At 65.2% G+C, this 13,576-nt stretch carries 13 protein-coding genes; 8 read left to right on the top strand and 5 right to left on the bottom strand.

The window, feature by feature from the left end; genetic code table 11:
- Positions 1-16: 16 nt before the first annotated feature.
- On the top strand, positions 17-781 hold the full coding sequence (gene glcC / locus ASE30_RS19250; RefSeq protein ID WP_057285850.1) for a transcriptional regulator GlcC: 765 nt from the start codon (positions 17-19) through the stop codon (positions 779-781).
- Positions 782-810: 29 nt separating this feature from the next.
- On the opposite strand, the gene ASE30_RS19245 is transcribed toward glcC, so the two are convergent.
- The 5 genes from ASE30_RS19245 to ASE30_RS19225 form a co-directional block, all read right to left on the bottom strand.
- Positions 811-1,935: a saccharopine dehydrogenase family protein gene (locus ASE30_RS19245; protein ID WP_057285849.1), complete on the bottom strand. Its 1,125-nt coding sequence runs from the start codon at positions 1,933-1,935 to the stop codon at positions 811-813.
- A gap of 205 nt (positions 1,936-2,140) precedes the next feature.
- Positions 2,141-2,533 (bottom strand): DUF4148 domain-containing protein, encoded by a 393-nt coding sequence (locus ASE30_RS19240; protein WP_082601637.1) that lies wholly within the window; start codon positions 2,531-2,533, stop codon positions 2,141-2,143.
- Between the two features lie 358 nt (positions 2,534-2,891).
- Positions 2,892-3,296: a DUF1090 domain-containing protein gene (locus tag ASE30_RS19235; protein WP_057285847.1), complete on the bottom strand. Its 405-nt coding sequence runs from the start codon at positions 3,294-3,296 to the stop codon at positions 2,892-2,894.
- Positions 3,297-3,388: 92 nt separating this feature from the next.
- A complete protein-coding gene (ubiA, locus tag ASE30_RS19230) occupies positions 3,389-4,315 on the bottom strand; it encodes a 4-hydroxybenzoate octaprenyltransferase (RefSeq protein WP_057285846.1) in 927 nt (308 codons plus the stop codon).
- A 149-nt stretch (positions 4,316-4,464) separates the two neighbouring features.
- A complete protein-coding gene (locus ASE30_RS19225) occupies positions 4,465-5,664 on the bottom strand; it encodes a PLP-dependent aminotransferase family protein (protein ID WP_057285952.1) in 1,200 nt (399 codons plus the stop codon).
- A 147-nt stretch (positions 5,665-5,811) separates the two neighbouring features.
- Here ASE30_RS19225 and ASE30_RS19220 point away from each other — a divergent pair, with 147 nt between their 5' ends.
- The 7 genes from ASE30_RS19220 (at position 5,812) to ASE30_RS19190 (ending at position 13,558) form a co-directional block, all read left to right on the top strand.
- Positions 5,812-6,297, top strand: a complete 486-nt coding sequence (locus ASE30_RS19220; protein ID WP_057285845.1) for a GAF domain-containing protein — start codon at positions 5,812-5,814, stop codon at positions 6,295-6,297.
- Positions 6,298-6,611: 314 nt separating this feature from the next.
- The gene (gene dapA, locus ASE30_RS19215) at positions 6,612-7,505 is read left to right on the top strand and encodes a 4-hydroxy-tetrahydrodipicolinate synthase (protein ID WP_057285844.1); all 894 of its coding nucleotides are present in this window, start codon (positions 6,612-6,614) and stop codon (positions 7,503-7,505) included.
- 122 nt (positions 7,506-7,627) lie between these two features.
- A complete protein-coding gene (locus ASE30_RS19210; RefSeq protein ID WP_057285843.1) occupies positions 7,628-8,404 on the top strand; it encodes a sterol desaturase family protein in 777 nt (258 codons plus the stop codon).
- Positions 8,364-9,293 carry a fatty acid desaturase gene (locus ASE30_RS19205; RefSeq protein ID WP_057285842.1) on the top strand — a complete coding sequence of 310 codons (930 nt, stop codon included), beginning with the start codon at positions 8,364-8,366 and terminating at the stop codon, positions 9,291-9,293. The genes ASE30_RS19210 and ASE30_RS19205 overlap by 41 nt, the downstream gene beginning before the upstream one ends.
- 34 nt (positions 9,294-9,327) lie before the next feature.
- The gene (locus ASE30_RS19200) at positions 9,328-11,250 is read left to right on the top strand and encodes a StlD/DarB family beta-ketosynthase (protein WP_057285841.1); all 1,923 of its coding nucleotides are present in this window, start codon (positions 9,328-9,330) and stop codon (positions 11,248-11,250) included.
- Positions 11,247-12,143 carry a hypothetical protein gene (locus tag ASE30_RS19195; RefSeq protein WP_057285840.1) on the top strand — a complete coding sequence of 299 codons (897 nt, stop codon included), beginning with the start codon at positions 11,247-11,249 and terminating at the stop codon, positions 12,141-12,143. The genes ASE30_RS19200 and ASE30_RS19195 overlap by 4 nt, the downstream gene beginning before the upstream one ends.
- Positions 12,144-12,274: 131 nt before the next feature.
- Positions 12,275-13,558, top strand: coding sequence for a putative Na+/H+ antiporter (locus tag ASE30_RS19190; RefSeq protein WP_057285839.1), 1,284 nt, complete (start codon positions 12,275-12,277; stop codon positions 13,556-13,558).
- The last annotated feature ends 18 nt before the right edge of the window (positions 13,559-13,576 follow it).

Here is a 13,576-nt window from a genome sequence, read left to right as displayed (position 1 = left end):
CTGACCCGGAGAACGCATGTACGCGGAAACAGAAGAAAAACCCCGTCAGGTGGCGGACGAAGTGGCCGAGCGGATCGAACGCCTGATCTTGGACGGCGTGCTCAAGGCCGGGCAGGCCCTGCCGTCCGAGCGGCGCCTGACTGAAAAACTGGGCGTGTCTCGCACGGCGCTGCGCGAAGGCCTGAAGCTCTTGCGGGCACGGGAAATCATCCATACCGCGCAGGGCAAGGGGTCTTATGTAGCGCATATCTCGAAGGTGGATGCGGGCCCGTTGATGCATCTGTTCAATTCGCAGCCGCGAACGCTGTACGACCTGCTGGAAGTGCGGTCGTTGCTGGAGGCCGAGTCGGCCCGGCTGGCGGCCATTCGTGGCACGGAGGCGGACTTCATCATGATCCGGCGCCGTTATGACGAGATGGTGGCCGCGCAGGGCGCGGCCACCGACACGGCGACGCACGCGCATCTGGACCACGCCTTCCATCTGGCGATCTGCGAGGCCTCGCACAATCCCGTGCTGGTGCATACGCTGCAATCGCTGACGGACCTGCTGCTGGGATCCGTCTTTGCCTGCGTGAACAACCTGTATCACCGCCAGCCGGAAAAGCGGCAGATCGACCGGCAGCACACGCGCCTGTACAACGCGGTCATCGGGCGCCAGCCCGAGCAGGCGCGCAAGGCCGCGGCCGATCATGTGGACAGTGTGCGCCAGAGCCTGTCGGATATCGAACAGGAAGAACAGCGCCTGGTGCGCGCAACGCTGCGCCTGGAAGGCTGGACGTAGCGCGGCGCGCAGCGGGCGCGGCGGCTGGCCTAGCGGTCCGCCATGGCGCCGCCTGCAAGCGCAAGCGCCAGCGGCTTGCCGGCATAGATCCGGCCGAAGCGGTTGTTGAGCAGGGCGTCCAGGCCGATGGCCTCCTGGCCCACGAAACCCCGCTGCGGCAAAGCGCCCTGCGCCACCAGGTCCAGCGCGGCGCAGATGCCCGCGGCGGTGGATAACTGGATGGCGCTCAGGCGGTGGCCATCGACCTCGGCGCCGAAGACGCGGATCGGATAGGACTCTTCTTCCAGGCGGCCGTGACGGTAGCCCGATGCCGAGGCCTGAATGACGATCACGTCCTGTTCGGTGGTGGGGATGGCCGATTCGAAAATGTCTTTGAGCAGGTCGCGGCGGTCGCGCAGGCGCAGGTCGTTGAGCAGCAGCTTCATGATGTTGCAATGGCCGGGATAGCGCACCGATTTGTAGTCGACATTGCGCGCGCGGCCGAGCAGGGTGGCGGGCAGCGTGCCCAGCCCGCCCGAGGTATTGAAGGCCTCGTACTCCACGCCGTCCAGCGCGAACGTTTCATAGCCTTCAAGCGCGGGCACGCTGGTGAGCTGCCCGTCGACGATGGCTTCGCAGGGGTTGCAGTATTCGTTGATCAGCCCCTCGGTGCTCCAGGTCAGGTTGTAGCGCAGGCTGTTGGACGGATAACGCGGCAGGGCGCCCACGCGCATGCGCAAATCCAGCAGGGTGTCGAAGCGGCCCGCGAGCGCATTGCCGACGATGCCGATGAAGCCGGGCGCCAGACCGCACTGCGGCATCAGCACGCTGGAGGCATCCGCAGCCAGCGCCTGGATGGCATGGGTGCTGGCCACGTCCTCGGTCAGGTCGAAATAATGCACGCCCGCTTTCGCGCACAAGCCCGCGACCGCGGTGGCGCGATGGAACGGCAGCGCGTTGACCACGGCATAGGCGCCTTCGATGCAGCGCGCCACGGATGCGTCGTCACTGATCTGGCGCGTCTCGCATCCCAGGCCGGCCAGAACGGCCAGGCGGCCGGCATCCTGGTCGGCAACCAGCACGGAGTAATCGCCGCTGCGTTCCAGCATCAACGCGATGGCGAAGCCGATTTTTCCGGCGCCCAGCAGAACGATGGTCTTGGTGCTCGTGGACATGGTGCTGCTCCTGCATATGAGAGGGAGGGGGAGTGGCCTCATCCTATGCGGGAGCGCTGTCGATTTGTAGATCTGAAATTGTCGTAACGGCTGAAGTTAACGTCGTTATGACTTAATTAGATGTCGAAATGTCAAAAACAAAGCCCCTCGGCTTGTGGCCGAAGGGCTTTGCGATGGGGCTGATCGGCCTGTGCGGCCCGGGGGATCAGCTACCCATGGGGGGATAGTCCATGTTGCCGAAGGTCACGAGACCTTCTGCCTTGGCTTGCGCCAGTTGGGACTGGACCTGGGCGCGAGTCAGCGAGGTGGCGGTTTCGGCGGCGGCGACGGGCGGGTAGTCCAGATTGCCGAAGGTGACTTCGCCGGCGTTCTTGGCCTGGGCCAGTTCAGCCTGCACTTGTTGCGACGTCAGGCTGGACGTCTGGGCGATGGCGGCGGGGTAGCCTTCTTCACCGAACGTGTATTGGCCCGAGGCCTTGGCTTGCTGCAGTTCGGCTTGAACCTGCGCGCGCGTCGGGCCTTGGTCGGCTTCGGCGGCTTGAGCGCCGGCAGCCAGAACGGACATGGACAGCATCAAAGCGGTAGCAAGGGTTTTCATGGCAGACCTCCGGTGTCTTGTGAGCTTGGGAGCCGAACCTCTGGCGTCATTGCGGGGGGTTCGCTTGCTGTGTCCCGATGAGATGCATTCTGTGCTTAAACAAACCAGGGATAAACCCTGATTCTCTGAAAACATCTTTCCAAAATCTACGCTAATCCCTATTCGTTTCGCCAAATGGCACCATGGATGGTGATATTTCTATTTGATGACGCAATAGATAGCGGTTTGGCGGACAGGCCAAGCTTGGGCTGACGGGGAGGGGGCGGAGATGCGCAGCCCCGCGGGGCTGGCTGATGGGGAAGGGATCGCGACACGCCGGCAGTCCGAGCGAGAGGGCTCGGGCCGGGGCGGGAAACGGCTAGCGGTTCAGATCAAGCAGCGACGCGTCGTACTCCGCCTGGGCTTCGTCCAGCTTGCGTTGCGCCTTGTCGATCTTGTCCTGTTTGCCCTTGGCGCGGGCTTCCTTCAGTTCCTGCTGGCGCTCGGACACCTTGGATTGCTTTTCCCGCACGTCGGCTTCCCGTTGGGACTGCAGGCGGCCGTCGGTGCAATTCGCCTTTGCCTCAGCAAGCGCTTTGCGCAGGCCGGCCTCGCGGCGGGAGTTGTTCTGCGCCTGGGCTGCGGCGATGTCGTTTTCGATCTGGCAGAACTTGGCGGCGCAGCCGCGTTGCGCGGAGCAGTCGGTCGCGGCCTGCGCCGGCAACACGCCGAGCAACGCGCACGCGGCGGCAGCGGCGGTCAGGGATTTGATCAACAAGGGCATGCGGCGTCTCCGGAGCAAGTGGCGGGAAGCACATGATGGCCCGAGCCGGCGTCGCCCGCAATGCGCCTTGCTAATGCAGGGTAATCGGCATCTCAACGAATCAGCGTGCCGGCCAGCGCCGCGGCGACCAGCAGGGCGCCCAGCCACAGGTTGGCGCGAAACAGCATGAAGTTGCGGTCGGGCCGCTGGATGTCGAATACCTTGAGCTGCCATGCCAGATGCACCGCGACGGCGGCGATGCCCACCTGATAGGCCCACGAAAGGCCCATCGCATGGCCGCCCCAGGCCCACAGCAGGACGGTGCCGATATAGAAGCCGCCGATCCAGAGTTTGCCGCGGTCGCCGAAACGCATGGCGGTGGAATGCAGCCCGAGGCTGCGGTCGTCGCGCACGTCCACGTAGGCGTAGATGCTGTCGTAGCCCACCTGCCAGAGCACGGCGCCCAGCCACATGGCGATGGCGGCCAAGGGCACATGATTCTGGGTGTCGGACCAGGCCATGAGCATGCCCCAGTTGAAGCAGATGCCCAGTACCACTTGCGGCCAGTAGGTGACGCGCTTGCACAGCGGGTAGATGAAGACAAAGGGCAGCACGGCGAGCGCCAGCCAGCGGCTCATTTCATTCAGGAAGAACAGCAGCGATCCGCAGACGAGCAACTGGCCGATCAGGAACCACACGGCGTTCTTCATCGAAAGCTGGCCGCTGGTCAGAGGACGGAAGCGGGTGCGTTCGACGTGCTTGTCGAAGTCGCGGTCGCACATGTCGTTGACTGTGCAGCCGATGCCGCGCATCAGCAGCGCGCCCAGCGAAAACACGATCAGCCGTTGGATGTCGGGCAGGCCGCCCGCGGTCTGGACCAGCGCGGCGATGGCCGGCAGCAAGGTCAGCCAGGTGCCGATGGGGCGATCCAGCCGGCACAGGCGGGCGTAGGGCCTCCAGGATTTGGGAAGCCAGCGCTCGACCCAGTCGGTGAAGACGATGTCGCTGAGGTCGACGGGAGGTTGTTGCGAGGCGTTCACTGTGACGGTCGAAAATGTTCAGGAAAGCCGACAGCATAAAACAACGGCCGGGCATCGCGCCCGGCCGCTACTTGAACACGCCACTGCGCATCCGGGGCCACCGTCCGATAGGCCGCCACCGGGGCGCCGCAGGCGCTGCGGGGGCGGGCTTACCCTTCGGCCTTGAGCAACTTGCCCAAGATGGCGATACCGGTGCGGATCTTGTCTTCCGGCACGGTGGCGAAGCTGAGGCGCAGTGTATTTTTCTTGCCGGCGCCGCTGTAGAAGGGGGCGCCAGGCACGAAGGCCACGTTCTGCGCGATGGCCTTTTCCAGCAGCTTGGTGCTGTCGATGTGCTCGGGCAAGGTCAGCCAGATGAACATGCCGCCTTCCGGCTTGGTCCAAGTGACCGTGGCCGGGAATTCCCGCGTGATCGCTTCCAGCATGCAGCTACCCTGCGCGCGGTAGATCTCGCGCACGTTGGGCAGGTGCTCCGCCAGGAAACCGTCCTTGACGATTTCGTACACGGCCATCTGGGTCAGCGTGGGCGTGTGCAGGTCGGTGGCCTGCTTGGCCTGGACCAGCTTGTTGATGAGGGCGCGCCCGCCGGCGATGTAGCCCAGGCGCAGGCCGGGGGCCAGCACCTTCGAAAACGTGCCCAGGCGCACGACATTGGCGCCGTATTCGGCGGCCAGCGCGATCAGACCCGGCTGCGGCTCGCCCGCGTAGCGCAGTTCGCCGTAGGGATCGTCTTCGATGATGGTCAGGTTCAGTTCCGCGGCGCGCTTGACCAGCGCGATGCGGCGCTCCAGGTTGAGCGTGCGGCCCGTGGGATTCTGGAAGTTGGGCAGGGCGTACAGGAAGCGCGCGCCATCGGCCAGTTCGGGGGTGATGGCTTCGGGGATCAGGCCGCCTTCATCGGTGGGCACCGGCACGAACTTGGGCTGGTACAGGCTGAACGATTGCAGCGCGCCCAGGTAGCTGGGGTCTTCGACGAGCACCTTGCTGTCCTTGTCGATCAGCACCTTGCCCAGCAGGTCCAGCGCCTGCTGCGAGCCCGACACGATCAGGATCTGGTCGGCGGCGACATTGGCGCCGGCGGCGTTGAGGTCGTCGGCAACCCATTGGCGCAGCGGGGCGTAGCCTTCGGTCGGGCCGTATTGCAGGGCCGCGCGGCCGTTGGTGGCCAATACCTTGTCGAATGCCGCACGCACCACTTCTACCGGGAAGCCGCCGGGCGCAGGCAGGCCGCCCGCGAACGAAATGACTTCGGGGCGCTCGGTTACCTTGAGGATCTCGCGGATGGCGGAGCTGGTGAGTTGCTGGGCGCGTTCCGAGAAGGAAAACGCAGGTTCGAAAGGCTTGTCCATGGATTGCTTCTTGATCAAGAAGGGTGGGAGGGGTGAGGCGTTCGTCAAAAAAGTATTGTCCCACACGGTAACAGCCCGGCCCCTTTAACGTGCGAAGCCCCTAAAATCACCTGCATCGATAACCGCCAGTACAGTTACATTTTCCCTATGTTCGAAGCCGCTCCGATCGTCGCCGACTCCAAGGCCGCCCTGTATGCCGAACTGGCCGTCCAGGCCCGGGCGCTGCTGGAAGGCGAGCCCGACCGCATCGCCAACGCCGCCAACCTGAGCGCGCTGGCTTACAACGCGCTGCCCGACCTGAACTGGGCGGGCTTCTATCTGTTCGACGGCAACGAGCTGGTGCTGGGCCCCTTCCAGGGCAAGCCCGCGTGCGTGCGCATTCCGCTGAACCGCGGTGTGTGCGGGGCCGCCGCCAGCCAGCGCCAGACGCAATTGGTTCCGGACGTGCATGCGTTTCCCGGCCATATCGCCTGCGACGCCGCCTCGCGTTCCGAAATCGTCGTGCCGCTGGTGCATCGGGGTGAGCTGATCGGCGTATGGGATGTGGACAGTCCCGTGCCGGACCGGTTCGACGAAGACGACCGCAAAGGCATGGAAGCCCTGTGCGCGGTGTTCCTCGCCACCCTGGGCTGATCCGCCCGCGCCACCGTTGACAGGGCAGCGGACGCCCGGTAGATTTCTGCATCCGCTGCTCGACGCGCCCATCTCATTCATGATTTCTCAGGCCATCCCGTCCGCTTCCCGCAACCGCGCCCTGTGCGTGGTGCTGGCTGCCGCCGGCCTGAAATCCAAAAAACAGCCGCTCATCTGACCGGAGCATGCTGTTCCGTCAGATGGGCGACGGAACAGCGGCCTTCTGGCGGCGCTTTCGCGCCTCCGCGCGCACCTCTGGTATCCCGAGCACTTCTGTACGGTCCCCCCACGGTCCATACGTAAGGAGTGTTCGCATGCAATCACATCAATCTCTGTTCCAGGGCGTCTGGGTTCCCCTTGTCACGCCGTTTTCCGGCGGCGCCGTGGATGGCGGGGCCTTGCGCCGGCTTGTACGCCACTATGCCGCGGCGGGCGTGGACGGGCTGGTCGTTTGCGGCAGCACCGGCGAGGCCGCGTCGCTGGATGACGCCGAACAGCTTGCGGTGCTGGACGCCGTACTGGCCGAGGCGGACGAGCTGCCCGTGATCATGGGCCTGGCGGGCAATCATCAAGGGCATGTGCTGCAACGCCTGTCCGCATTTGGAACCCGGCCGCTGGCGGGCATCCTGGCGCCCGCGCCGTATTACGTGCGCGCGGGGCAGGAGGGGGCCGCCGCCTATTTCCGCTGCCTGGCCGATGCCTCGGCCTTCCCGCTGGTGCTCTACGACATTCCCTACCGCACCGGCACGACGCTGGACACGGCGACTTTGCTGGCGCTGGCCACGCATCCGAACATCGCCGCGATCAAGGACTGTGGCGGGTCGCTGGAAAAGACGCTGGCGCTGATCACCGACGGGGCAATGGACGTGCTGGCTGGCGAAGACCTGCAATCGCTGTCCGTGCTTTGCCTGGGAGGCACCGGCATGATCGCCGCAGCCGCGCATATCCGGCCCGACCTGTTCGTGGCGATGCATCGCGCCGTGCTGGCGCAGGACCTGGTACTGGCCAGGACGCTGTTCCACGCGCTGGCGCCGGTGATACACCTGGCCTTCGCGGAACCCAATCCCGGACCGGTGAAGGCGCAACTGGCGCGGCAGGGCCTGCTTTCCGAAGAACTGCGCCTGCCGATGCCGCTGGCAAGCGCGGGGCTCGCCACGCGCCTGGATGCGGCGGTAGCAACGCTGAACCGCCAGTTTCCCTGGCAGTAACCCGCAGCGATTCGCGGCCCGTGCGCTTTGTGGTGTTCGGATTCATTTGGTAGTAATTCACTCACCGGGAAGCTGACGGATTGCTTATGATGCGGCCATTCTCGGGGTGAAACAAAACGTTCATGGGCCAAGCTTTTGAAGCCTTGTCCGCCTGGCAAGTCATGCTGGCGGGGCTGCTGTTCTTCGGCGGCATCTATCTGATCTTCGGCGCGGCCACCTGGCTGCTCACCCGGCACATCCTGCCGGCGATGGGCATCGGGCGCCCGCTGGATCCGCGGCCCTTGGCGCCTGGCCAGTTGCGCCGCGAATTCGCTCAATCCGGCCTGTCCGTGCTGTTGTTCGGCACGGGCATGATCTTTCCCTGGGGACTGCTGCAACTGGGGTGGGCGCATCTGGATCCGGATGCGAGCTGGCAGAAAATCACCGTGGAAATCCTGGTGCTGGTCGCGTGGAACGACGTGCACTTCTGGGTCAACCACCGCCTGCTGCACACCCGGCCGCTGCGCCGCTTTCACCTGCCGCACCACCGCTCTATCGTGACCACGCCGTTCTCCACGTACAGCTTTCATCCCATCGAAGCCCTGATGCTGGGCAATGTCATCATGCTGCCGATGGTGCTGCACGACTTCAGCTTCTGGTCGCTGGCGTCGGTGCCGCTGTTCAGCCTGTTCTTCAATTGCATCGGCCATGCCAATTACGACTTCTTTCCCAAGGTGTCGTATGCGCATTGGTTCGCCGCCAGCCGCCGGCACCACCTGCACCATGCCTGCTACAACGGCAACTATGGCTTCCAGTTCACCTTCATGGACCGCCTGTTCCGCACCCGGTTGACGGCCGAGGCGGCGCAACGCCAACTGGATGCCTTCCGGCAGCGAGAGCCGCTTGGCGGACGGGCGTAACCCACGCGGGCTGCCGTCGCTGCGCAACCGGCGCGACTGGCAGAGCCTGGCCTACCTGGCCGCGCTGCCCGCGCTGGCGGCCTGGCAATGGATCCACGGATTCTGGTGGCCGCTCTATGCGCTGATGCTGTTCCTGACGCTGGGCATTGGCGTCATCCATCACAACCACACGCACATCCGGATGTGGCGGGGCCGCTGGACCAATCGCGCCACGGATTTCTGGATCACGCTGCTGCAGGGTCATCCCACCTTTGTGTTCTATCCGGCGCATGTGGCCAATCACCACCGCTACAAGCATGGCGCGCGCGACGTGGCGCGCACTTACCGCTTCGGGGGCGATACCAACCACCTTTGGGGCTACGTGGTTCATCCGGTGCAGGCCGGCCGGGTGCTGTATCCGCTGTTCTTCGCGTGGCTGGGCCGGCTGCGCCGCCACTGGCCCGGCGCGTGGCGCTATTGCATGGCGCAGTACGGTGTCTGGCTGAGCCTGTGGGCCGGGCTGATGGCGGTGAACCCGGCGAAGGCGCTGGTGTTCGTCATCGTGCCGCAGCTCCATGGCCTGCATTGGCTGCTGGCCACGAACTATCTGCAGCACGCGCATGCGGACGGCGGTCCGCGCCACGCCGCCGGATTGAACTACGCGCGCAATTTCGAAGGCCTGGTCAATCCGCTGCTGTTCAACATCGGCCTGCACACCGCGCATCACGAGCATCCGCGCGCGCACTGGTCCGAACTGACCCGCCTGCATCGCGAGCATTACCGGAACCGTGTGCTTCCCGCATTGAACGAACGCGGGTTGGTGCCCTACATGTTCCGCGTCTTCGTGCTGGGCGCTTTCGTGCCGCGGTTTCGCAGCCGTTCCTGCATGGCGCCCGAGCACGTCCGCTAGCGCCGCATCCTCATACTCCCACTAGAGACCCGTCATGCCTATTGCGTTTCATCGTGTCTACCTGGAGAGCGCCGGCTATTTCATGCCGGGCGAGCCCGTGTCCAACGAAGCCATGGACAGCTACATCGCGCCGCTGAACCGCATGTCCAGCCGGATCAAGACCCGCATCCTGGCCGAGAACGGCATCAAGCACCGCTACTACGCGATCGATCCCGAAGGCGCCACCGTGTTCTCCAACGCGCAGCTCGCGGCCCATGCCATCCGCGACTGCCTGCGGCGCCATGACACCGATCTGTCGGCCGTTTCCCTGCTGACGAGCGGATCCTCCGGCGGCGATGCGTTGATGCCGGGATTTTCGAACATGATCCAGGGCGAGCTGGCCGCGCAGCCCATGGAGACGCTGTCGGTGCATGGCATCTGCGCCGCCGGCGTGTCGGCCATCCAGGTGGCAGCGCAGGGCGTGGAGATGGGCGGGCACGCCAGCGCCCTGGCCGTGGCCAGCGAGCTGCCGTCGCGCCTGTTCAAGCGATCGCGCTTTGCCGCGCGGGGCTATGACGCCGATTTCGATGCCCACTTCCTGCGCTGGATGCTGTCGGACGGCGCCGGCGCCGTGCTGCTGGGCAATAGCGGACGGCCATTGCCCGGCGCGTCGCAAGGCGTGCGCCTGCGCTTGAAATGGGTGCACCAGCGCTCGTTTTCCGGCGACTATCCCGTGTGCATGCAGCTCGGGCTGTCGGCCGACCGGGGCAAGGGGCATCTGGACTACCCGTCCTGGAGCGAGGCCGAGTCCGACGGCGCGCTGTCGCTGCGCCAGGACATCCGCCTGCTTCCGCACCTGTTCGATATCGGCATCCATGAATACGCCAAGCTGGTGCGCGATGGCTGGGTGGACCCGGACCAGGTCGATCATTTCCTTTGCCATTACTCGTCCGAGAAGTTCATCCCGGTAGTGGAAGACCTGATGGAAAAGGCCGGTCTGGTGATCCCGCGCGAGCGCTGGTTCAGCAACCTGGCGTGGCGCGGCAACACGGGGGCGGCGTCCATCCTGATCATGCTGGCGGAATTCCTGGAAACGCGCGAAGTGAAGCCGGGCGAGCAGATCTTCTGCTACATCCCTGAATCCGGGCGTTTCATGGCCGCCTACATGCTGCTGGAGGCCGAGGCGGTACATGCGAAGCCGGTCCCCGCCGGCGCACCCGTGGCGGCCGCCCGCGAGGACGCTTTGAGCGGCGACGCCGAGGCCATCGCGCCGCCGCACGACCCCGACATGGCGCCGCAAGGCCTGGGGCAATTGCTGACCGAGCTGGCGGCGATCTGGCACGACTACCGCTCGCGCGTATGGCGCACGCCGGTGATCAAGCGCTTGCGCAACCGCCAGTTCGCCACGGCCGATTACCTGAACTGGATGGAGAACTGGATTCCGCAGGTCCGCGAGGGCAGCAAATGGATGCGCGAGGGCGCGGCGTCGTTGTCCGAGCAGTACGCGCCGCTGGCGGCGCTGATCGACCTGCACGCGGGTGAAGAGCAGAACGACTTTGAAATTCTCTTCCAGGACTATCGCACCGCGGGCGGCGCGGTCGATAGCATCGACGCCTTGCGCCGCAATCCTGGCGGCGAAGCGCTGAACGCCTATCTGCATGGCCTGGCCGCGACGCGCGATCCAATAGGCCTGCTGGGTGCGATCTATATCATCGAGGGCACCGGACAGCGCATCGTGCCGGCGCTGCTGCCGCTGCTCAAGGCCAGCCTGAAACTGCCGCCCGATGCCTTCCGTTTCCTGGAATATCACGGCCACAACGACGAGCATCACCTGGCGCGGTGGCTGTCCGCGGTGGAGCTGGCGCTGGATTGCGACGAGGATGGACGCGCCGAGCAGCGCATCGTGGATACGGCCCGCCGCACGGCGGCGCTCTATCTGATGCAGTTTCATCACGTGATGGAGGGCGACGCCGCATGAACAAAGAGCCTGATTTCCTTGCAAAGGAATACGATCCCGCGGATCCCAGCCCCTGGCTCGCGCTCTACCTGGATCGCAGCACGCCCCTGCCGGACAAGGTGAAGAAGGCGTGGCTGACGGATTCCAGCTGCGCATCCCGCCAGTACCTGCTGCCGTTCCTGCGTCCGCTGGCGCGCGCCTTCATCATCCTGATCCAGGTCATCAAGACCTTCCTGCCGCGCCGCTGGTCGCATTCCCGGCTGTTGCACCGCATCCTGGCCTGGGGCTTGAAGCGGTTCGTGTCGCCCGAGGCCAACTGGCTCATCCTGCGGCACTTCCATCTGGGCGCGCAGGCCCTGGCCTTCATCGCGGCCAACTCGCCGGTGCCGATCACCACCACGCCGCTCGAGCCGCTGGAGATCGACGACCTGAAGGACGAACTCTTCGTCAAGCACGACCTGAACCTGTTCAACTTCGTCATCCGCCTGAACCAGGCGATGCGCGACGCCGGGGTGGAAATGCATGCGCCGCAGCGGGTCGATTTTTCGATGATCCAGGACCCGCCGCTGAAGCTCGAAGACATGCCGCAGGGCAAGCTTAATTTCCTGGACCTGCAAAGCGCCATCGAACTGTTCACGCCGCTGTATCAGCTCATGCTGACTGATAACGACTTCTGGCGCGCGGCCAATTCGCTGCAGCTCGACGAGACCATCGGCATCTATGCCGCCAAGCTGCTGGGTGCGCCGCAGCACCTGATCCTGGTCAACAACAGCCACCCGCTGGTGCCGCTGTCCACCTTGCGCGCGGGGTACCGGCTGGTGCTGCACGGGCTGTCCACAGAGATGCTGCACAGCCTGCTGATGGAGATGAAGGCGGCGCAGCAGGGCGGGGAGCCTCCGGCGCCAATCGCCTAGTCAGGGCGGGCGGATCAGTGTTGACCCTGCGTTACAGGGGCCGCCCGCTGGGCTATATTGCGACGCTTGTCCGGCAAGCTCTGCCGGGCGGCGCGCGCATCGCTTGAATCCATTTCCCGGAAGTCCTTCACATGCCCCAGACCCTTGAGGTCATCGCCACCGTTCTGTTCGCCGTGGCGGTCCTTCATACCTTTTCGGTTCCGTTCTTCGCGCGGCTTGCGCATCGTGGCGGACCGCATGCGGGGTTTTGGCATCTGTTCTCGGAGGTCGAGGCCGTCTTCGGCGTGTGGGCCTTTGCGCTGATCGTGACGATGGCGGCGCTGGCCGGCCCGTCGCAAGCCATCGAGTACATGGACACGCGCAATTTCACGGAGCCGCTGTTCGTCTTTGTCATCATGGTGGTGGCGGCCAGCCGGCCCATCCTGGAACTGGTGGGCCTGCTGGTGCGGATCGTGGCGCGCGTGGTGCCCTTGCCGCGCCAACTGTCCACCTTCTTCGTGGTGATGGCTCTGGTGCCGCTGGGTGGCTCCTTCATCACCGAGCCCGCCGCCATGACGCTGGCCGCCATCTTGCTGCGGGACGCCTACTTCCGTACGAGCGGCCGGGCAGGGTTCAAGTACCTGACCCTGGGCGTGCTGTTCGTGAACGTGTCTATCGGCGGGGTGCTCACGTCCTACGCCGCCCCGCCCGTGCTGATGGTGGCGACCACGTTCGGCTGGGATTCCACCTTCATGGTGCAGCATTTCGGCTGGCGCGCCGCGGTGGCGGTCTGCCTGAATGCCGGCCTGCTGACATTCATCTGCCGCAAGGCGCTGATGGAGCGCGCGGTGGGCACGGGCGGCGGCGTGGATGGGCCCGATGGCGCGGACAAGCGTCCCCCCGTGCCGGCGATCGTCGTGCTGGTGCACCTGGCGTTCCTGATCGCCGTGGTGCTGACGGCGCATCATCCGGCCATCTTCCTGGGCCTGCTGATGATGTTCATCGGGTTCTCGGAAGCCTATAAGCGCCACCAGAACCGCCTGATGATCAAGGAAGGCCTGATGGTGGGCTTTTTCCTGGCCGGACTGGTGGTTCTGGGTGGACTGCAGAAATGGTGGTTGCAGGACTTGCTGGGCGGGCTGGAGCCCTTCGTGCTGTTCTGGGGCGCTACCGCGCTCACGGCCATCACCGACAACGCCGCGCTCACCTACCTGGGTTCGCTGGTGGAAGGAACCAACGAGGCCTGGCGCTATATGCTGGTGGCGGGAGCCGTGACCGGGGGCGGACTGACCGTGATCGCCAATGCGCCCAATCCGGCGGGTTTCGCCATCCTGAAGAGTCACTTCCCGGATGGCACCATTTCCTCGGGCCGCCTGTTCCTGTCCGCCCTGGGGCCGACGCTGGTGGCGGCCGTGATGTTCCTGCTTCCCGTCTAGGGAAACCGGCCGTGCAAG

It is taken from the genome of Achromobacter sp. Root83, assembly GCF_001428845.1.
Classification (GTDB): domain Bacteria; phylum Pseudomonadota; class Gammaproteobacteria; order Burkholderiales; family Burkholderiaceae_B; genus Achromobacter.
Note: the sequence above shows the minus strand (reverse complement) of the source record. Positions and strands in the feature narration are given on the sequence as shown.